Source organism: Alicyclobacillus sp. ALC3 (genome assembly GCF_028751195.1).
Lineage (GTDB): Bacteria > Bacillota > Bacilli > Alicyclobacillales > Alicyclobacillaceae > Alicyclobacillus_L.
This window is the reverse complement of the sequence record NZ_CP066784.1, coordinates 1,067,925-1,087,550: the sequence shown is the minus strand read 5'-3', so window position 1 is coordinate 1,087,550 and position 19,626 is coordinate 1,067,925. Positions and strand designations below refer to the sequence as shown.

Below are 19,626 nucleotides of genomic sequence, written 5' to 3'. Positions count from 1 at the left end.
CCATATTCCGGTTGGCTGCCGCGCACTTGTCCGTATCTTGGGAAAGAGTCTTATTCCGTAGGTTGAATGAACGGCCTATGTGGGGGGCATGTCGCTGGATTTAGCTAAACCTTGATGCTGAACAAGTTTCATCACTCCGAACGCGTCGAGATCCACTCGACAGCGTTATAGAGTCGATGATGAAATGCTCTTAGGAGTAACCCTTGAAGTTGATTCTCTACAAAGTGCTTTATTTTGATGATGGCCAGTGACTCGGCGTACGAGTTTACCTTTAAAATGTCAAATAGTAACCAATTCATCGCTTTTTCAACGTTCTGCGGGTCTCTCCAGTAGTTCATCGGGACGGTGTGAAATTGCCAGGGATGAAACAGACCAGGGTAAGCCGCGTTAATGATTTGGTATGTCGATTGTCCAAATTGGTTAAAAGCGCCGTATAAATTATGTTGCTTGAAGAACTCATAGGTGATGCGGCTTGGAATGTCGGAGATGGGGATTTGACACTCTTCTTCGATGACATACTTGACAGCTTCAATGAGGCGCTTGTGTCCTTTTTCCTTTTGCCAGTACCCATTGGATACCTGACGAAAATGCCATGCCTTGATTTCTTCCGGGTAACAGTGCTCCATCAGTTGACTGAAATTCCATCCCTGTATATTGGCTGGGGGACGCAGCCGATGCTTCCATAGCAAATCTGCATAGACCTGGTCCGGTATTTCGACTACAGGAATCTGCAAGTAGTCCTCAATCAGAAAACGCGTAATGATGATGAGCCGTTGTCGGCCGTCCACACTGATAAAGAAATGATTGGGGAATCTCGCACGTATCCCATTTAATACTTCAAGGTAGACTTTGATGACCTCATCTTGCTCAATCATTGTACACTCCTGCCCTCATCTGTCCTGAGTCGTTGGCACTCAAGGAAACGCTCGTTGCGGTACATTGGTTAAGCAGCGAACGGATATTTTACAGTGTGTTCCATTTAAAGGGTTGCATACATAAATCGTGGCAACCAAGGAAACGCTCTCTCCAGGACATTCGTGAAGCGGGGAGCGGACCTTTTGTTAAACTTGTTTAATCCCTTAAAACGAAGAAACTACAAGCACCGAAGCATGGAAAGACCCAAGCCGAAGGTGCCAGATTATCGGGACGCTCCCAAGATCACGGGTGACTTGCGTCATACGTTGAAATATATCCGGGAAACTGCAGGCACCAGTGATGACTTTGTGGTGCGCAGAACGGTTGTCAAAGAGCAGGAAGCCGTCATTGTGTATTACCAAACGCTTGCCGACCAGACCCAGGTGGAAACGCTGATGCAATCGTTACAGGACCATCATTATCCTCGCCTGTCCGTCAGGGAACTGCCCTTCTACTTGATGAGAAGGGTGGTTCCGATTGGCAACGCCATCTTCATGAACAACTTGTGGGAAATTCGCGAGGCGCTATCTCGTGGCGTGCTGGTCTTGCTTATTGACGGCTTGAATGTTGCTCTCACAATGGGCGAAAGAAAGCTGCCACACCGTGCGGTGGAACCACCGCTCTTGGAATCGAGTACGCGCGGTCCTCAAGTCGCGTTCATCGAAAACGTCGACGTAAATATCGGCATCATGCGCTGGGCGCTGACTAGTGACGCACTCACTGTGAAGGAATTGCAGGTCGGCTACCGGAGCCGCAACCGGGTGGCAGTGCTATACGAACATGATGTCGCTAACCCGAATTTGGTGGATACCGTGATCAAGCGAATTCAGGCGGTGCACGTCGATAAACTCACTGGAAGCGCAACACTGGAACAGCGCATAGTGGACAATCACTGGACCGTCTTCCCTTTGGTACGGGCAACACAACGAGTGGACAACTGTGTGAAGGAAGTTGGGCAAGGGAAAGTGTTGATTCTCGTCGATGGGGACCCGGCAGGCCTGCTGGTGCCAGGGACAGTTATCGATTTTTTTCAGACTATGGAAGACGACCAACACAGTTGGGTTGAGGCAACGATTATACGGTGGCTACGTATGATCGCGTTTACTCTTTCATTTTATCTTCCCGCGCTATACATTGCCTTCGTTGATTTTAACCCCGAATTGATGCCGCAAACGCTCGCGCTGGCAATCGCAAAGTCCCGTGAGGGCGTGCCGTTTAACGCCGCCACCGAAGTCGTCATCATGCAAATTGTCATGGAGATTATTCGGGAGGCGGCCTTACGAATGCCCAAGGTGATGGGGCAGACAATCGGCATTGTGGGTGGATTGGTCCTGGGACAGGCCGCTGTAGAAGCAGGGCTCTTCAGTAACATTTTGATTGTGATTATTGCGCTCACTGCCGTATCTGTGTTTGTTCTTCCCAGTTATGAATTTTCGACAACACTGCGGCTTCTCATGTGGACCAACATCATTGGAGCGTCCGTGTTTGGCTTCTACGGTGTCATGTTGGTTGTCACGCTGATTTTATTTCATGTTGCATCCCTGAAGTCGTTTGGAATCTCATACCTTGATCCGCTATCAGGGGAGCACTGGCGAGACTTTTTTCTGGACGGTATTTTTCGTGCCCCCATCCCGATGCTGGACAAGCGCGCAGCCCATTATCACAACCAAGAGGATACGCGTGCCGCGGACTATACAGATCCGGTGCAGCATCCGATGTTAGAAGTACCTCGGGGGCCGAAATTTCCGCGCAAACGGAGTAAGACATGAAATCGATAATGCAGCGGTCGCTTGCCATCGTGTTGACCTGTGCGGCGCTCATTTTTTTACCTGGATGTTGGGATTATGAAGCGATTAATAAGCGCGCCGCAATGATTGGACTTGGCATTGATCCTGCGCATGATGACCCTGAGAAAATCAGAGTGACGATCCAGGTGCCTATTCTCCATAATGGGCAATCACAGGGGGAAGGTTCTGCTGAAACATCCAAGTTTCAAGACCTATCTGGGGAATCTTACTCGTTGATGGAGGCAATCAGGACTATCCAAACGAAAATGGATCGTCAAGCTGATGTGGCCCAACTGCGCGTCATCGTTTTGAGCAGTCAACTGTCAGGAGAAACCATGGATAGCGTGTTAGGGCAACTGATGCGCTTGACGAAGATTAACCGGCTCGCTTATATCTTCATGACACCGGGTAGTGCTGAAAAAGTGATGGCTACAGAAGTATCGGAGTCAGCTCCGATGAATTTTGTCGAAAAATCAGTAAAAGTGAAGCAGCATGGGTACGTCGTTCGACGCCAATTGTGGGAGTACTGGCGCGATACGACGCAACTTGGTGTTGTCCCGATGATACCCATTTTAACGACCGAAGAGATAGATGACAAAGGTAAGAAGACACTAGCCATGACAGGTGAAGAAGTGTATCTCAACAACAAACCGGCACTTGCGTTAAGCCGTAATGAAACGTTGTACGTGAATCTCTTGATGGGTAAAGTTCGCGACATGTCGTTCGATATCCCAATTGGGCAGGGGGTCATGACATTAACCGACATGCGGGCAAAAAGTCACGTTCGCTGTATCAAGAAGAAGAGTGAGGTTGTACTGGCCGATGACGTCACGGTCGCTGGCACCTTAGCGAAGCATGTGGACCCTTCACCCAAGCCATTACCGCCAACGAACATCAATGAACTGCAGTTGCAGGCATCGATTTATCTGACACAACAGTTAACGGACATGGTTGTAAAACTGCAACAGCAGCAGACCGATGTGGTTGGGTTCGGGAGAAATTATCTGCAGGCGCATCCAGAAGAAGAAGCGCGATTAAAGCAACAGTGGAGCCAGATGTTCGGACATGCCAAGCTCGACATTCAAGTGAAGGTCGCAATCAGGAGCAAGGGGGGGCTGATTTAGTGTACAAACTGTCCATGTATCAAGTTATCTGCGTCGTATCTACCGGTATTCTGCCTCTGCTCTTTTGGGTTTACCCACGTTATGCAGCTTTTTACGGTGGAATTGATGGACAGTGGGCAGTCTTTGGCGTCTGTTTTTTCGCTTTGTTCAGTGCTTTGGTTCACGGTTTACTCACGACGAATCTCCGCACGCAGACTGGTGTGGAGATGCTCACTTTAGTGTTTGGAAAATTTATTGGCAGGATTGTCGGCACGTCGTTTATTCCGGGTTATCTGCTATTTATAGCTGTGAGCCTATATTCATTTGCGATAACTGTAAAAGCAATACTTCCCAATACGCCTCACTTGGCGACAGGTGTGGCACTTGCACTCGTATCCGTTGTTGGAGCGCTCTACGGCCTAGAAACGATTGCACGCGTTGCCTCGATCACGTTCCCAGTCGTCATGTTGGTTCTTGGAACGTCCTTTGCTTTAGCGTACTTTCGGGGGACATGGACGGGGGTTACGCTGCATCCGGTCAGTGTTTCACGGTCATTTTCAGTGGCTGGATTGCTTTTGCCGCTGTTCTTGGGGATAAACCTGTATCTGATGGTAAATCCGTATTTTGATCACAGAAAGCAAAACGCAATTTGGCTACCTTTGGTAGCTGCGGGTTTTGGTTGCCTCTACGCAGCGGGTGTGTTCGTTGTCATCCTGAGAGTCGTAGGGTATGAGGGGGTACGCGTCTTGGCTCACCCGGTTGACTTCGTGTTGCAACTGGTTCAGGTGCAAGGATTTATTATCCAGCGCTTTGGTGTTTCCCTAATATTCGTGGCAACGCTGTTTCAAGCGGTCTTCTATGCGAATCACTTATGGGGAATATCGGAGTTGTCGCGACGGCTTCTGCAGCTCAACAAGTCAAGCGAGAAGTGGTTCGTCTTGGGATACGCGGTGATAGTCCTGGTAATTTTTCAACTCATCCCGAATCAACAAGTCTGGGACTGGATTGTGATAACCCTTTTGGTGCCCCTAAGTTGGTTGTATCTTATCATTGAGCCCACTGTCAAACTGATGGTGTTTTATATTCGGCGCAGGCATTTGAAGCCAGCGAGTGGCCAGCTTTAGTAGGATGGTATGGAAGTAAAATTATCACATCCTTCGGCAAGCTATGAACCTCCTTCTGGAATTGGCAATCTAGGTTGGTTCAATGTAAATAGAGTACACTAATTGAACGGAATGCCATGCACCGAGTTAAACGAAGGAGTAATTTGTCATGCGAATGTACGATGAAGCACGAGAGTTTATCGCGAAGTGCTACCATGAACTTGGAAAAAGTGCCGAAGATGCTCAAGATAGATTAACCGCAATTCAAGAAAGTTTGATGCGAAGAGCAACGTACGAGCTTACATACGAAGAACTGGAACATGGAGCGCGAATGGCGTGGAGAAATAGCAATCGTTGTATCGGGCGGTTGTTTTGGAAGTCACTGAACGTTTTTGATGAGAGATCTCTGAGCACGCCGGAAAAGGTAGTAAATGCTCTGTATCGTCATATTGAATTTGCCACGAACGAAGGAAAGATACGTCCTACGATTACCGTATTGAATCCGAAGGTGCGCATTTTGAACCACCAACTCCTCCGCTACGCGGGTTACGAAACCGAACGTGGTGTTATTGGAGACCCGCATTCGATTGCGATTACGCGTCTCTGTGAAGAATTGGGGTGGAGAGGCAAGCGGACGCCCTTTGATGTTCTGCCCCTAGTCGTGCAAATCGAGGGCGAGCAACCCGTTTGGTTTTCGATTCCCGACGATTTGGTTTTGGAAGTCGATATCCATCATCCTGATTATCCGCAATTTGAAGGGCTAGGGCTTAAGTGGTACACGGTACCCATGATTTCCGATATGGCGTTGGAAATCGGGGGACTTCGATTCGCAGCAGCTCCTTTCAATGGTTGGTATATGGAGACGGAAATCGGTGCTCGTAACTTTGCAGATTTGAATCGCTACAACATGCTGCCGAAGGTAGCGTCTTTACTAGGGCTCGACATTAAATCGGACGCGTCACTATGGAAGGACAGGGCTCTCATCGAGTTAAATATTGCAGTCTTGCAGTCGTTTAAGGAACGTGGCGTAACTATCGTTGATCATCATACTGCTGCCAAGCAGTTTGAACGGTTTGAGCAGATTGAAATGGACGAGGGACGTGAACTCACGGGAGACTGGACATGGCTGATTCCCCCAGTTTCTCCGGCAACCACACACATATTTCATCGCTATTATGACGACACAGTTGTGAAGCCAAACTACTTTCGACAAGAGAACCTCTATTGATTTTCATAGATGGACGGAGGAATTTCCATTTTTAATCCTGACAAGAAGGCTGAGCGGTGGAAAGAAGCTAAAGTGCGATGCAAGTTAAGTAATGAAGCAGTGAAAATGGCTAAAGAAATGGGGTTAAATCCCTTGAGTTTAATAAAAAATATCCCAAACCAGCAACAACTGTGGAAATCTCCGGTTGAGGAATGGGTTCGTGATATGTACGAGCAGCGCAAGACCAAAAGTAAGAAGTTTAAGGAAAGCAGCCGGAAAACAGATATTCCCAAGACACACCCTCAAGACAAGGTGGATGCAGAGGTTGGAGTGAAAATGGCCAAAATGTGAAGGACGTTCGCATACCGTCCCCAGTGGCAACACCGTCCCTATTCAAGCCCAATTCTATCCTTGTGGGGCAATTTGCTGACGACCCGTTGATAAGATTCGTGCAGCATTTGCAACACGACATCGTCCGGGACATTCCCATTTAGGATCACGGTATTCCAGTGTTCCTTATTCATGTGATAGCCAGGAATCACGGAGCCAGGGTATGTTTGACGCTGCCACCCCGCTTCGTCGGGAGATGTCTTTAGGTTTACACTTTGGTCGCTCCCCTGTTTCCCGAGCAGGGCAAACATTTTCCCACGAACGTAAAGTACGGGCAAATCGAATCGAAAAGGGAATTTCATACTCGCCCCGGGAAACTTGAGACCTAATTCAATGAGGTGGCTGTGATTGACTGCCACTGTACGCACCCCGCTAAGCAGCATGATGGTATGTTGAAGACATCTGTTAACATGACCAAAATCGTCAGAGGTGACGCACACTGGAATTTATTTTTACCTTTGAACCCGAGAGCAAAATTCCATATTATCATCAGCTTTATCAGTCTGTACGTCAAGAGATCGAGTCCGGCAGGATTGTCACAGGGACGCGGTTGCCATCGGTTCATGGTTTGTCCGACGCTCTTAAAGTCAGCAAGACGACGGTTTACAGATGCTGGAGTATGGTGATGTTCGAGGGGAGTTTGGATTGCGAAGGCAAATTGCTATGTATCTCAGGGACTCCCGAGGGTATGGCGCTGGACTGTTGTAGAGATGGGCGGGAGATACTTCTCAAAAGCATCTGCCTAGTTACAAGCTACATCCCTACCGCGTCGCTGGACCTTGAAAAATTCTACGCAACAGCATGATATCTGCGGCATCAAAGATGAACAAGTTAAGCAGTGGACGTTTCGTCTGCAGTCTGTAATACGCAATCGTTAAAATGAGAGCCATCATATACGCGGCGGAGGAGGCAATGGCGCCGCCCCGCATGCCCAACCGAGGGATGAGAAACCAGCACGTTACAAGGTTTACGACCACGCACCAGCCTTGCAGGTATACCGGGTATTTAACCTTGCCTAGTTGGTCGGTGAAAAACTGTGTAAGCACCCCGGTTGCTCCATATGCGACTGTTCCGATAAGCAGAATTTCAAATAGAGGAACTGAGCGAGCGAATTTGTGACCATACAACACAGGGACAACAGGAGCCGCCAGATACATGAGTCCGCCACCTACGATGAGAAACCAGAATGAATATCGAAAGGTTCGTTCGGTAAGCGCCATCGAATCCCTGTGATCCGCACTTGCGATGCCTGTATACACGATCAGGGATAAACTTTGAGAAACTTGCCACAGCAGTTCGGAGAGAGAAACGGCGACTCCGTACCAGCCAGCTGATTTCCATCCCGCGAGCCACTCCACCATGTAGAAATCGCCACGGTAATTGAGTTGAGTGAGAAGGTTTTGCGTGGCTACTCGGTGACCGTAGGGCATCATGAGGCTACTAATCTTCTCGTATCGTTTCGGGCGAAGGGACACCGAGGCTTTGCGCCTAGTTGCTATAAGGGCAATGAGAGCTGCGAACAGGTAGGATAAAAGATACATCGAAAGTGTGATGGTGAGCGCGGCATGCGGAAATCTGCGCTCCCTGCGTATCTCACCGGACAAAAAAATTAGCCCGACTATCAAAGTGGCCGGCTGAATAAGATTCAGTCGATTAAGCAAGTCAATTTCATTCAGTGCCTGAAGAAGACGGGAGCAGTAAGAGAAAGTCACTATAAACGGTAAAGCACCGAGGACGAACAAGATTTGAAGTCCCAATGGATGTTTCCATGCAAGTGGAGTTGCAATGATGAGTACAAGCAAACTCACTGAGGAAATCAAAATCACATGTCGAACGGCGGTACTTACGACATGTTGACGGTTGAGTTTAAGTCGATTGAGTCCGAAATTAAAAAAACTTGCGTATCCTTCGATAAATGTATTCCCGAGTAGCAATGTGATTCCCACGCTACTATAAAATCCCCGCTCTCCGACGGTGAGTAAATGTGCGGTAAGGATGCCGATGAAAAAAGACAGCCCAGATGTTCCTAGCTTGTAAACTACGGTTCGAAGCAGACGCCCGATCATGCTCAGTAATTCAACTCCATTATTGTTGTGGATGCCTGCAGTTCAGCGCGTATTGAGTTTGTAAGCTGGCGCGTCAGAACCCTTTAGTGCATGTGAACAAAAATTGGTCCGAACTCTAACATATTAACACCAAAAGGATATCATGGGTTTTTTATTTATAAATGCCAGCATAGTTTACATGATCGCGATAAGGTAAACTACGCCTTTTAGGGGGGCTAATGACTAAATTCATAGGAAGTCCCGCCTGACACATATCAGACGTTGTTCTGTGGCGTTTTGTTACATCGACTGTTAGAGACACCAGGGCTTCTTAGAACATGCATGACCCAACTCCTGCGTTACGTTCTGAACGCTCAGTCTGAGTCAGGTTGACACGCTAGGCTGACGCACAATCGTGCCGTTTTGATTTATGACTGTTGAGAGCGAGGAGTAATCATTCGCTTGGATCAATCAAAGGGTTCGGCGGACTTAATAAACGTTAAACAGATTTGCTCTAGTACAGCTTCTGGGGTAAAACCTCGCACTTCTCGCAGAAATGTATAGGATTCCCGGTTTAAAGCCGTTAGCAACATATCGGCTCTAAAGACACTGTCTGGGTGGTTCGGGTCGGCGACGGACATTTCACTAAACAATTGTACGAACAGTTGATGCAATTCGTTATATATCGGACTTTGCGTCCGCAAGCTATGCCGCTTTGTTAATGGCATGGCGGAATCTTCGACACCCGCGAGCAACTGTGCCTTACTCTCACGGAAACGAATAAAAAAGCGGATAACCTCCTCCAATCGTCGACTAGGGGGTTCATCATTGTTTCGTTTCAAGTACGACGCAATGTCCTCAAAAAGCAAATCAACGTTGTCCTTGATTAAGTCCAAACATAGCTCACTTTTGTCGCCGTACCGCCGATACAGGGTTCCGGGACCGACCTGAGCTTCTGCGGCGATTTGATTCATGCTCACTTTTTCCACACCATGTTGATCGAATAATCGAAGTGCCGCGTGCAATATACGCTGTCGATTCTCAATTGCATCACGACGTTCTATACGGGTATGGCTTCTATCCCTTTCGTTCATTTGTATTGTCCTTTCCGCACCTTGCGCGAAATCGTTCACGCTTGACAAACGGAGAAATCTCCACTTATATTAAAAGGAGATATCTCCATTTAATATAGCCGAGTATTGAGGTAGGTACAACAACCTGAGTTCATCCGCATTCCCAGTCAATCGATAGGCAAACCGTGCCGTATTGCATCTTGAAGAAGACCATGTCTTGATGTCGGGGATTGGGTAGGTGATGAGTAGTCCCCACATCAGTTGCAGACAACAGGAGTGAAGTAAAGCATGGCGAGTGAGAACCCATTCTCATGGCGATTCGTCGCACCCATGTATATGGGGTCAACGCTGAACCCAATCAATAGCTCAATGCTAGCCACCGCATTAGTGCCAATCTCGGCATTTATGCGTGTTTCAGTTGCTCAAACCACAATACTAGTAACCGCTCTCTATCTAGCAAGTTCAATCGCTCAACCCACTGCCGGAAAGCTTTCCACGGAGTTTGGTCCTCGTAGGGTTTTTCTAACAGGTATTGTCATGGTGTTTTTAGGGGGGCTTCTCGGCGGTTTCGGACGTGACTTGACTATGTTGATCGTATCACGAATTCTAATTGGCATTGGGACTTCCACCGCCTATCCATCTGCCATGCTTCTCATTCGTAGACGTGCGGAATCGGTCGGAATGTCGAAACCGCCAGGAAACGTGCTTGGTGCACTTCAGATTGCTGGGGTCATCACGGCAGCAGTGGGACTCCCTATTGGCGGCGTGCTCGTGGATGCATGGGGATGGCGAACCATATTTCTGGTGAATATCCCCTTTGCCATCGTCGCCTTTGTCATGGCTACTCTTTGGATTCCCAGAGACGGGGCTATCACGGGTTCCCGGACAGTTCGTGGGATTTTATCTCGCATTGATATCACGGGCATCGTGGGATTCGCTGCAACCATCAACGCACTGATGGTATTCCTGTTCTCATTTCCCCATCCTGACTGGGTTGCCATTGGTCTTGCTGTTGTACTCGGCGCTCTACTCATTTGGTGGGAACTGCGAACAGACCATCCTTTCATCGATGTACGTATGCTTGCCGCTAACTTAGCGTTAGCCCGTACCTACACTCGATTTTCACTAATTACGTTGTGCATCTACACCGTGCTGTATGGCGTCACCGAATGGATCGGTGCTGCACGTGGAACCTCATCACTTGAAGCCGGTCTTCTGATTCTGCCCATGAGCATGATTTCGGCTTTAATTGTAGCTCCAGTTTCGAAGAGAAACTTAGTGCGCGGACCACTCATTGTTTGCGCTGGCTCGTCCATCATTGCCTCATTTGGGGTGCTTTTTCTCACCACGAGCACCTCAATTATCTGGATCTTGCTCATTACCGCAGTGTTCGGGGTCACAATGGGTACGATGGCCAGTGCCAATCAGACCGCTTTGTACCTACAGGTTACTTCGGACCAGATCGGGACAGCTTCAGGGTTACTCCGTACCTTCGGGTACATTGGTTCGATTGCTTCCTCTGCACTAATTGGCATTGTCTTTCACACAAGAGTGTCGGATGGCGGTCTCCATCATATTGCTATCGTTATGACCACGATAAGTGCCATCGCGCTAATCATGACCATTGCTGACCGTCGCCTTAAGACAGTTAGGAAAGAATCAGCAACTGCCGCGTCGTGAACTGCGCACCAAACGCCACCGAAAACATGGATAGGGTGATGACATGCAAATCAAGTGGTTTGGTCAATCTTCATTTTTATTGACTTCAGAAGCAGGGGTGCGCATTCTAATTGACCCATTTGATCGAATGATCCGATATCGGATGCCGAAGCCAATCCAAACGGAGATCGTGGCAGTAACGCATGATCACGGCGATCACAATAAAATTCGGGTGGCTACGGGAGACTATCTGCTGGTTAATGAACCAAAAGAGTATCAGCGGGACGGTGTATCCGTTAAGGGGTTCAAGACCTACCACGACAATGTACACGGGAAGAAGAGGGGAGAGAACATTGTCTTTCGCTTTGCCGTGGATGGTTTGACAATCTGCCATTGTGGAGATTTAGGTCATTTATTAACGGCGGAGCAGGTACACGACATCGACAACGTTGACATTCTCATGATCCCGGTCGGAGGCAGAATGACCTTAAACGGACAGGACGGCGCCAAAGTGGTTCAACAACTAAAACCTTCTGTTACGATTCCCATGCATTACCGGACGAAGGCACTGTCGCTTCCTGGGATGTTACTATTCGATAAAGTAGATAGTTTCATTGAAGCGACGGGTCAACGAACAACGACAGAAGTGAGCATCTTAGACATTAACCAATCAAGTTTGTCCCACTATTCAGGTGTTGTTACTATGCAGTATCAGTAGTCGAAAGATTGGTTTTGAGCGGTGATGTGGTATCTAGGCGGCCACGTTAGGTATGAAAAGGCGCGTATTTACCAGGTATGTCTGACAGAGCTGAGCGTCTAGAAGTCGTGGGTCGCCGTTTATTGAACTTCCTCAGTGACCCCGACATTGATGAACAGGACATATGCGAAAAACTAAAGGGTGAGCAGAACGAAAGACGAGGTTTGAATCAAAGGAAGCTAGACCTAACGCGGCGGCTTGACAAATAACTGGAAAAGATGTGCGCGAAGAAGCTGAGTACCGGCGTTCTAGGTTGACGACAATTTGGGACTCGCTGTCGAGTGTAGAAGTGCAAGACTTAGGTGCGGAAGCGGGACGGGACTTACTGCGGACGGTCATCAAGGAAGTCAGGGTTTTCGAACAAGGGGAGACGATTGAAATAGTGACTTTGTAGGATACGAGATGATACCGTTCTTGTTGAAAATTCATCGCTTGACACCTCATTGTGTATTAGTGCACTATTCGATTAGTGCACTAATACAAGGGGTGAAGTCGCATGTCGGTATGGGTTACCGTTCTTAAGAAGGATATTTGGATTTTGAAGAACCAGTGGTTTGGTTTCCTGGGAGTCGCCGTGATTGCAACTGCAGGAGTTCTCACAGGTAGTTCCTTGGGCATCTTACATGCATGGGCTCCGCTCACAGTGGGGGTTATCCTGATGTTCACGCCTCTTGTGGCGCTCCCGGCACAAATGGCTCGTGGGATAAACAAAGAAATCAAAGGAACCGCGCCTCTGTGGTTGCATACCCCTACGTCGGGCTGGGCAATGCTTGGTTCTAAACTCATCAGCAGTCTCATAGGCGCACTCATGTATTTTGTAGTTTGTTACTCGCTGGCGCTCGCACTGTTCCACTCCGTTAACATTGCTCATGCCTTGCCACCGTTGCACAATCAGAGTCAGACTCATGGAAGCGGTAACGGAGTCACGTTGAATACGCAGAATGGAATAACTCTGGTGAACCTGTCCCCGCGACATATCTCGATTTTGGTGGCTCAGCTCCCACGGATTGAATTTTATGTAATGTTGTTGCTTCTGTGTTACGGATTGTATGTATCTGTGTGGGTCACATTGATATATATGTCAGTGTACGCCGTTCGAAATCAACTAAAGAAGTTCAGCTGGATAGTTGGATTTGGAGTCGTGCTGGGTGCTATCTGGGGACTTGGTGCGCTGAAGAACACGACTCTCTATAAACAACTGTTTGGATGGGGAAGTTTTCCTGTCTTGAACCTGTTTCCATCCGATGTTCGTGCGCTCTTTCCGGGGCACACGTCGGCAGCGATTGTATCCGGCTATTTCGTGTTCAATGCCATCTTGGTTGTCCTCCTGTTCTTCATCGCTGGACTCCTAATCGAACGCTATATGGAGGTGTAATAATGGTGGGGGAATTCACCTCGTCACAGCCCATCTACCTCCAGTTGGTCCAGAGACTCTGCAGGCAAATTGTACGCGGTGAGCTCTCTCCTGGAGAAAAGTTGCCGTCTATGCGTGACATGGCGGTTAAGGTGGGTGTTAATCCCAATACAATTCAGCGGGTATACACCGAATTGGAGAGAATTACTGTAGCTGAGACACGGAGAGGGCAGGGGACCTTTGTGACTAGTGACGAAGGTCGTCTTCGAGAGCTTCGAGACGAACTGATGGCGAGTCATGTGACCGCATTTCTCAGCAATATCCGGGAGATGGGATTTACGTTGGAAGAAGTTTTACGTGTCCTGCAAGACCGTCAAACCTTGGACTTGTTCGAACAATAACTCTCCACTGGAGGTTGCCATGGAAAACACGATTGTTTCCTTCCAAAACGTCTCGAAACGATATCAACTGAAGGAGGCTGTGCGGCACCTGTCCTTTGATTTGCCCACAGGAATGGTCATTGGACTCATTGGTCCGAATGGCAGTGGGAAAACCACAACACTCAAACTGATGACAGGACTCCTACATCCGAATGACGGTCAAGTCCTGTTTCAGAACAAACGGATCAATCGGATGATGGCGAGACAGGTATCCTACCTTTCGGACACGGGTGCAGTATACGGCTTTTATACCGTTCGTCAGATGGTTAACTATTATGCTGGTATCTATGCAGACTTTAACGTTGCCAAGGCAACAGAGATGCTTACATTTATGCAACTGGATGGCAATCAACGCGTTAGAACCCTCTCCAAGGGGAACCTCGGTCGTCTGAAAATTGTCCTGGCTGTATCCCGTCAAGTGCCGCTGATTGTCATGGACGAACCGCTATCGGGACTCGACCCATTGGTACGACAGTCCATCTTGAAGGGACTTATTTCGTTCATCGACCTAGAGAATCAAACTGTAGTCTTGTCGACTCACGAGGTGGACGAAGTCGAACCACTATTGGATATGGCTGTTCTGCTCAATCATGGTGAGGTGAGTGCAATGGACTATACGGATCACATCCGCGAAACCTTTGGAGGAAGCATCGTGGAATGGATGAAGCAGGTTCTGGTTTGATATCGGCATGCATGGCGGGAGGTACGACCTGTCCGAGCTTACTGGGGGAAACCGTTGTCCCCACGGCAAGCCATCCTAGGGTCTCCACGACCGGTTGGCGGGGAGTATCGTGAGTTAAACAATCCATTTTTGTGAAAGCTCTTAGGTTAGGGCGGCGCATGTCGGAGAAGGAATGTAAACTATCTAGGTATCCTTGACACGTGATCCGCTGTGAACTATTATCATGTCGTGACCACGTGGTCACGGATGTTTTGAATGTGATTACTGCTCGGAGTATTGGTCTGCAACGAAGTGCATGAATCGGGGTGACTACATGCCAGCATCACAGTTTTGGAATTTATCAAAGGAGAAGCAGGAGCAAATCATTCAAGCCAGCCTGTCCGAGTTTGCCGAGTACGGTTTCGATTTAGCTTCCACCAACCGCATTGTAGAGCGGGCTGACATTTCCAAAGGGGTATTGTTCAAATATTTCAGCGATAAAGAAGCGCTGTTCATTTACGTTTGCGATGTGTGCATGGGGGATTATTTTGAGAGCATTCCACGGGTATCGGCGGATAGTCTGTTTGATTTTATACGGAGAACAACGCTCCACAAGATGCAATTTATACATCACCATCCGCTGACGTATCAACTATTGGTGCGGGTTTTGAAGGAACCAAAGCATCCTGTATACGCCAAGGTCGTGGCAAGTCAGTTCTCACTTGTGCAACAATTTGCGGATGACTTGAAGAAGGTGTTGCATCAAGTCCAACTCCGTCCGGGGCTCACGTGGGAGCACGTGATGAATTTTATTACGTGGGTTGGCTTCGGGTTGCAGGAGAAATACATGGCGTCTATTCCGGATGTGGTTGATGAACGTCTAGAGCACTCGTTCCAGCCAATGATTGATGAATTAAACGTGTACCTAGATATCTTAAGGTTTGGGATGTATAAGGGGGCGTCAGAATCATGATTGTGCTTCAGAACTTAACGAAAGAGTTCTCGAATGGACGCGGTATCTTTGACCTCTCTCTAACCGTGTCAGGCGGCGAAGTTTTTGGCTACCTGGGTCCTAACGGAGCCGGGAAGTCAACGACTATAAGGCATCTGATGGGTTTTTTGCGTCCGGATTCGGGTACTGCGCGCATTAACGATATGGATTGCTGGACCCAGGCAGCGAGCGTGCAGGAGCAGCTTGGCTACCTTCCTGGTGAGATTGCTTTTCTCGATAATATGAGCGGACTTGAGTTCCTCAACTTGCTTGCTGGCATGAGAAAGCTGCATGATTCACGAAGGCGAAATGAACTGGTCGACCGTTTCGACTTGGACGTCAAGACACCCATCCGTAAGATGTCCAAAGGAATGAAACAGAAGGTAGGGATTGTCGCAGCATTCATGCATAGACCGCACGTGCTCGTCTTAGACGAGCCGACATCCGGTCTGGACCCCCTGATGCAACAGCGCTTTTTGGAACTCATCAAAGAGGAAAAGGGGCGGGGTGTCACTATTCTCATGTCGTCGCACATGTTTCCAGAGGTAGAACGCGTGTGCGACCGAGTTGGCATTCTCAAAGACGGAAAACTAATTGCCGTGGAAGACGTCAAGACTTTGCGTCAAGTGCAACGCAAAGTCCTCACCGTCGGCATTGGGGACGCAAATGACGAGGCAACACTGGTTAATGCCGGGCTACAAATCATAGAGCGACGACAGAACGAAGTCGATATTGAAGTGACAGGTAATTATAACGAACTCATTCAAGTGTTGGCCCAGTGTAATATTCGCACATTAGACATTCACCAACTCAACTTGGAAGAAGTCTTCATGCACTTTTATGGAACAGGGGAGGCGCTTTGAGATGAATTGGGCCTTATATTTCAATGAGTTAAAATCGAATGCGAAGACGATTTCAAGCTATGCGTTCGGCATGCTATTTTATCTGTGGTTATTCATTTGGATCTATCCATCGTTCGCCGGGTCACAAGCGCTCAACAACCTTTTACGACAAATGCCCCAGGGATTGATGAAGGTGCTCGGCTATACAGTTGGCGTTACACATATCGGCGACTTTCTCGGGGGCGAATTCTACAGTCTCCTCTATTTGATTATTATGAGCGTTTATACTGTTTTTGTTGCAACGAAACTGGTTGCGCATTTGGTCGACACGGGGTCGATGGCGTATTTATTGGCTTCTCCTGTATCCCGCACAAAAATTGCGACCACCCAGGCGGCTGTGCTGACCAGTGGAGTCCTTGCCATTGGGGTGGTTAGCACAGTAGGAGCCCTGCTCGGCGTTCATTGGTTGGTCCATCATTCGGGAATGAATGACACGCATTTCGTGCAGATGAACATCGTTGGAGTACTACTGTTTGCCGTTGTATCCGGCTACTGCTTTCTGTTCTCATGCCTAGTTCGCGATGAACGCACCGCACTGGGTCTATCGGCTCTGTTGACCATTGTTTTTTATGGTTTGCACACGGTGGGTGACCTGACTACCAAGTTTGACTGGATGAACCATTTAACTCTCTTCAACGTCTTCGATCCGCAAAATCTCATCCGTGGACAGGGGCACTTCGTTGCTGATTCTGTTTCACTTGCTGCTGCTAGTGTGGTCCTATTTGGGATTGCAATCGCAGGTTTTCGTAGACGACAATTGCCCCTCTAGAGATGAGGGAACAAGCATGCAATGACAATCTTACATGAGCTCAACATCGAATTGAGTCTCATCCAGTTGGATTGTACCGCTGACTGACATCATTTCAATCTTACAACCAAACTCTCCTTAATCGGTGTACGCCATCGCGAATTTGCTCGGGAGTTAGCCCGCCAAATCCAAGGTACAGAGTGGGTGAATATGAATCGGTGTGCTCTCTTGATTGTGGGAAATTGTATACTCCAACGCCGACAGACTCTGCACTCTCAATGAGTTCGACCTCCTTCCGTGGATGGTCCACGAGGGTCACTGATACATGTAGGCCAGCCCCATAACCTTTGAGAACGATTGAACTCCCGAACTCAGCCCGAAGCGACTCAATCAGCACCTCATGCTTTTTTCGATACACTCTCCGCATGCGGCGTAGGTGCGTTTCCCAATGACCCGACTCCATGAAGCGTTCCATGACCGCTTGTAGGATGCGCGATACAGCGGGTTCGAGCGGAAGGCGCAAGTCCATCAAACGGTTTAGCAGTTGTATCGGCAACACCATGTAGTTCATACGTAATGCCGATGACAACGATTTTGAAAATGTCCCAATGTATACAACTGTGTCATTCATGTCCAGTCCCTGCAAGGAAGGGATTGGCTTTTCTGTATAACGAAATTCACCGTCGTAATCATCCTCGAGGATAAAGCGATTCCGAACAGAGGCCCACTGCAGTAGTTGTTTGCGTTTCGTATATGACATGACCATTCCGTTGGGAAATTGGTGAGAAGGGGTCACATAGGCCAAATTCGCCTGTGACTCTTGCAACCCCTTCACACTGAGTCCATCATCTTCGACTTCAATCGGTATAACAGGCACTGAGAGTCGATGAAACCATGACCTCACTTTTGTGTACCCCGGGTCTTCCATCGCCAGCATTGTCCTGTCATTATTCAGCAGCTGCCAGAGCAGTTGAATGGAGGAGTGTAAACCATTACCAATCACAATTTGGTCGGACGTACACCGGACGCCTCGAGACTGCTGCAGATACTGTGCGATCTGTTGGCGCAACCCCCATTCTCCAAGGGGGTTCCCGAACTGCAGTGTCTCATCGTCCATGTTGTTTAAAACTTCATTAAATAGCTTCCTCCATGTAGTCTTTGGAAACTGAGAGGTATCCGTGTGGGCCGGATGAAAGTCGATCTCGCAAGTAGCGGTTTCATCTGCTCCTGAGTGCGCCGTAAGTGTCTGTGTTCGTGAAGGTCTCACAAATGTCTCTTCAGGAGGCAACGAAAAGAAACCGGTCCGCGACGTGCTCGTTATATACCCTTCTGCTACAAGTTGTTGATATGCAGATTCCACGGTAGTTTTACTTATTTGCAGGGAAGTTGCGAGTTCTCGAACCGAAGGAAGCTTGGTACCAACTGCAATGCGTCCCGCTTCAATCTCCGTGCGGATAAACCAATAAAGTTGTCGGTAATACGGGAGTTTTGTTTCGTTGTTGACATGAAAAGCGAGATCAAACAAAGAAATCCCTCCTGACCTTATAATTTTAGCGTAATCTGAACCTTTTTTCATAGTCAGTGTGGATTTATGATTTCGTCAAGGTGCTTGAACACATCCGTGAGGGAATGGGGGTCACACCCGTGAATGAACAAGCGTCGAAGGCACGGTCATTTCGAGATTTACACTATTTTTCGAAGCCCCTGGTATTGCCGAATGCATGGGATGCCATCACGGCGCGCATTTTTGAAAGTGCTGGATTTCCGGCCATCGGAACAACGAGTGCGGGCATGGCAATGGCACTTGGATATCCGGATGGTGGCTACTTGCCTTTTGATATGCTCGTCTCGGCGCTTGGAAGAATCGTCAAAAGTGTTCATGTCCCCGTGTCTGCAGACATCGAGTCGGGTTACGGACTGACACCGGAGAGAGCGGCGGATTACGTTGACAGACTGGTAGACACCGGCATTGTTGGAATCAATATTGAAGATTCGGTTGGACTGGCAGATGAGGCCCTGTTCCCAGAGGAGTTTCAGGTGCAGAGGATTGCTGCAATACGCGAAGTGAGCGAAGCGCGCAATCTTGCCCTGTTCATCAATGCCAGAATCGATACCTTCAAGCATAGCGAGAAAGTGACCGATGAATTGCTTGAGGACACGCTTCATCGAGCGGCTCTGTACCGACAGGCAGGTGCTGACTGTATTTTTGTGTTTGGCGTGAAAGATGTTGATATCATGCACAAACTGGTGCGCGAAATCCATGGCCCGGTGAATTTTATGGCCGGAAGTGGAATGCCTTCTGTGCAACAATTGCAAGCAATCGGCGTTTCCAGAATCAGCATGGGTCCCGCTGCACTCAAGGTTGCGATGGGGGCGGTGAAAAAGGTTGCAACTGAGTTGTTCACCGCTGGAACCTATGATCACTCCTTGCTATCCGAAATGTCATATCAAGAATTGAACGGTCATTTTTTGTAGGATGTTGCTCGGCCTT

The 19,626-nt window shown here is 48.4% G+C and carries 20 protein-coding genes; 15 read left to right on the top strand and 5 right to left on the bottom strand.

What is annotated here, in order from left to right; genetic code table 11:
- Positions 1-131: 131 nt before the first annotated feature.
- Positions 132-875, bottom strand: a complete 744-nt coding sequence (locus JC200_RS05220; protein ID WP_274435117.1) for a DUF4046 domain-containing protein — start codon at positions 873-875, stop codon at positions 132-134.
- A 183-nt stretch (positions 876-1,058) separates the two neighbouring features.
- Between JC200_RS05220 and JC200_RS05215 the strand changes: the two genes are divergently transcribed.
- From JC200_RS05215 to JC200_RS05195, 5 genes are all read left to right on the top strand, one after another.
- The gene (locus tag JC200_RS05215; RefSeq protein WP_274435116.1) at positions 1,059-2,684 is read left to right on the top strand and encodes a spore germination protein; all 1,626 of its coding nucleotides are present in this window, start codon (positions 1,059-1,061) and stop codon (positions 2,682-2,684) included.
- Positions 2,681-3,826 (top strand): Ger(x)C family spore germination protein, encoded by a 1,146-nt coding sequence (locus JC200_RS05210; protein WP_274435115.1) that lies wholly within the window; start codon positions 2,681-2,683, stop codon positions 3,824-3,826. The genes JC200_RS05215 and JC200_RS05210 overlap by 4 nt, the downstream gene beginning before the upstream one ends.
- Entirely contained in the window at positions 3,826-4,929 is a 1,104-nt protein-coding gene (locus tag JC200_RS05205) for a GerAB/ArcD/ProY family transporter (RefSeq protein WP_274435114.1), read from the top strand. Before JC200_RS05210 ends, JC200_RS05205 begins: the two co-directional genes overlap by 1 nt.
- 148 nt (positions 4,930-5,077) lie before the next feature.
- Positions 5,078-6,136 (top strand): nitric oxide synthase oxygenase, encoded by a 1,059-nt coding sequence (locus JC200_RS05200; protein WP_274435113.1) that lies wholly within the window; start codon positions 5,078-5,080, stop codon positions 6,134-6,136.
- Positions 6,137-6,145: 9 nt separating this feature from the next.
- The gene (locus tag JC200_RS05195) at positions 6,146-6,466 is read left to right on the top strand and encodes a hypothetical protein (RefSeq protein WP_274435112.1); all 321 of its coding nucleotides are present in this window, start codon (positions 6,146-6,148) and stop codon (positions 6,464-6,466) included.
- Between the two features lie 38 nt (positions 6,467-6,504).
- Here JC200_RS05195 and JC200_RS05190 read toward each other — a convergent pair whose 3' ends face one another.
- A complete protein-coding gene (locus tag JC200_RS05190) occupies positions 6,505-6,864 on the bottom strand; it encodes an MmcQ/YjbR family DNA-binding protein (protein WP_274435111.1) in 360 nt (119 codons plus the stop codon).
- Between the two features lie 80 nt (positions 6,865-6,944).
- Here JC200_RS05190 and JC200_RS24345 point away from each other — a divergent pair, with 80 nt between their 5' ends.
- Complete coding sequence (locus JC200_RS24345) at positions 6,945-7,310, top strand: GntR family transcriptional regulator (RefSeq protein ID WP_443111898.1); 366 nt, start codon at positions 6,945-6,947, stop codon at positions 7,308-7,310.
- Here the strand turns inward: JC200_RS24345 and JC200_RS05185 are convergent.
- A complete protein-coding gene (locus JC200_RS05185) occupies positions 7,267-8,451 on the bottom strand; it encodes an oligosaccharide flippase family protein (protein WP_274435109.1) in 1,185 nt (394 codons plus the stop codon). The genes JC200_RS24345 and JC200_RS05185 overlap by 44 nt on opposite strands.
- 566 nt (positions 8,452-9,017) lie before the next feature.
- Entirely contained in the window at positions 9,018-9,683 is a 666-nt protein-coding gene (locus JC200_RS05180; RefSeq protein WP_274436471.1) for a TetR/AcrR family transcriptional regulator, read from the bottom strand.
- A gap of 228 nt (positions 9,684-9,911) precedes the next feature.
- Between JC200_RS05180 and JC200_RS05175 the strand changes: the two genes are divergently transcribed.
- The 8 genes from JC200_RS05175 to JC200_RS05140 all read left to right on the top strand — a co-directional run bounded on the left by JC200_RS05175 (position 9,912) and on the right by JC200_RS05140 (position 17,156).
- On the top strand, positions 9,912-11,303 hold the full coding sequence (locus tag JC200_RS05175) for an MFS transporter (RefSeq protein WP_274435107.1): 1,392 nt from the start codon (positions 9,912-9,914) through the stop codon (positions 11,301-11,303).
- Between the two features lie 43 nt (positions 11,304-11,346).
- On the top strand, positions 11,347-12,000 hold the full coding sequence (locus JC200_RS05170; RefSeq protein ID WP_274435106.1) for an MBL fold metallo-hydrolase: 654 nt from the start codon (positions 11,347-11,349) through the stop codon (positions 11,998-12,000).
- Positions 12,001-12,535: 535 nt separating this feature from the next.
- Entirely contained in the window at positions 12,536-13,414 is an 879-nt protein-coding gene (locus JC200_RS05165) for a hypothetical protein (protein ID WP_274435105.1), read from the top strand.
- A 2-nt stretch (positions 13,415-13,416) separates the two neighbouring features.
- On the top strand, positions 13,417-13,794 hold the full coding sequence (locus JC200_RS05160; protein ID WP_274435103.1) for a GntR family transcriptional regulator: 378 nt from the start codon (positions 13,417-13,419) through the stop codon (positions 13,792-13,794).
- Between the two features lie 19 nt (positions 13,795-13,813).
- Positions 13,814-14,515, top strand: coding sequence for an ABC transporter ATP-binding protein (locus tag JC200_RS05155; protein WP_274435102.1), 702 nt, complete (start codon positions 13,814-13,816; stop codon positions 14,513-14,515).
- A 313-nt stretch (positions 14,516-14,828) separates the two neighbouring features.
- Complete coding sequence (locus JC200_RS05150; RefSeq protein ID WP_274435101.1) at positions 14,829-15,467, top strand: TetR/AcrR family transcriptional regulator; 639 nt, start codon at positions 14,829-14,831, stop codon at positions 15,465-15,467.
- Positions 15,464-16,348 (top strand): ABC transporter ATP-binding protein, encoded by an 885-nt coding sequence (locus tag JC200_RS05145; protein ID WP_274435100.1) that lies wholly within the window; start codon positions 15,464-15,466, stop codon positions 16,346-16,348. Before JC200_RS05150 ends, JC200_RS05145 begins: the two co-directional genes overlap by 4 nt.
- Position 16,349: 1 nt before the next feature.
- Positions 16,350-17,156, top strand: coding sequence for an ABC-2 transporter permease (locus JC200_RS05140; RefSeq protein WP_274435099.1), 807 nt, complete (start codon positions 16,350-16,352; stop codon positions 17,154-17,156).
- Positions 17,157-17,256: 100 nt separating this feature from the next.
- On the opposite strand, the gene pdxR is transcribed toward JC200_RS05140, so the two are convergent.
- On the bottom strand, positions 17,257-18,660 hold the full coding sequence (gene pdxR, locus JC200_RS05135; RefSeq protein ID WP_274435098.1) for a MocR-like pyridoxine biosynthesis transcription factor PdxR: 1,404 nt from the start codon (positions 18,658-18,660) through the stop codon (positions 17,257-17,259).
- Between the two features lie 119 nt (positions 18,661-18,779).
- Here pdxR and JC200_RS05130 point away from each other — a divergent pair, with 119 nt between their 5' ends.
- Positions 18,780-19,610, top strand: coding sequence for an isocitrate lyase/PEP mutase family protein (locus JC200_RS05130; protein ID WP_274435097.1), 831 nt, complete (start codon positions 18,780-18,782; stop codon positions 19,608-19,610).
- The last annotated feature ends 16 nt before the right edge of the window (positions 19,611-19,626 follow it).

Bases quoted from the DNA above. Each gene is read 5' to 3' on its own strand.
- JC200_RS05150 (WP_274435101.1), top strand. From the start codon at position 14,829: ATGCCAGCATCACAGTTTTGGAATTTATCAAAGGAGAAGCAGGAGCAA.
- JC200_RS05210 (WP_274435115.1), top strand. From the start codon at position 2,681: ATGAAATCGATAATGCAGCGGTCGCTTGCCATCGTGTTGACCTGTGCG.
- JC200_RS05140 (WP_274435099.1), top strand. From the start codon at position 16,350: ATGAATTGGGCCTTATATTTCAATGAGTTAAAATCGAATGCGAAGACG.
- JC200_RS05200 (WP_274435113.1), top strand. From the start codon at position 5,078: ATGCGAATGTACGATGAAGCACGAGAGTTTATCGCGAAGTGCTACCAT.
- JC200_RS05160 (WP_274435103.1), top strand. From the start codon at position 13,417: ATGGTGGGGGAATTCACCTCGTCACAGCCCATCTACCTCCAGTTGGTC.
- JC200_RS05145 (WP_274435100.1), top strand. From the start codon at position 15,464: ATGATTGTGCTTCAGAACTTAACGAAAGAGTTCTCGAATGGACGCGGT.
- JC200_RS05170 (WP_274435106.1), top strand. From the start codon at position 11,347: ATGCAAATCAAGTGGTTTGGTCAATCTTCATTTTTATTGACTTCAGAA.
- JC200_RS05220 (WP_274435117.1), bottom strand. From the start codon at position 875: ATGATTGAGCAAGATGAGGTCATCAAAGTCTACCTTGAAGTATTAAAT.
- JC200_RS05195 (WP_274435112.1), top strand. From the start codon at position 6,146: ATGGACGGAGGAATTTCCATTTTTAATCCTGACAAGAAGGCTGAGCGG.
- JC200_RS05155 (WP_274435102.1), top strand. From the start codon at position 13,814: ATGGAAAACACGATTGTTTCCTTCCAAAACGTCTCGAAACGATATCAA.
- JC200_RS05175 (WP_274435107.1), top strand. From the start codon at position 9,912: ATGGCGAGTGAGAACCCATTCTCATGGCGATTCGTCGCACCCATGTAT.
- JC200_RS05165 (WP_274435105.1), top strand. From the start codon at position 12,536: ATGTCGGTATGGGTTACCGTTCTTAAGAAGGATATTTGGATTTTGAAG.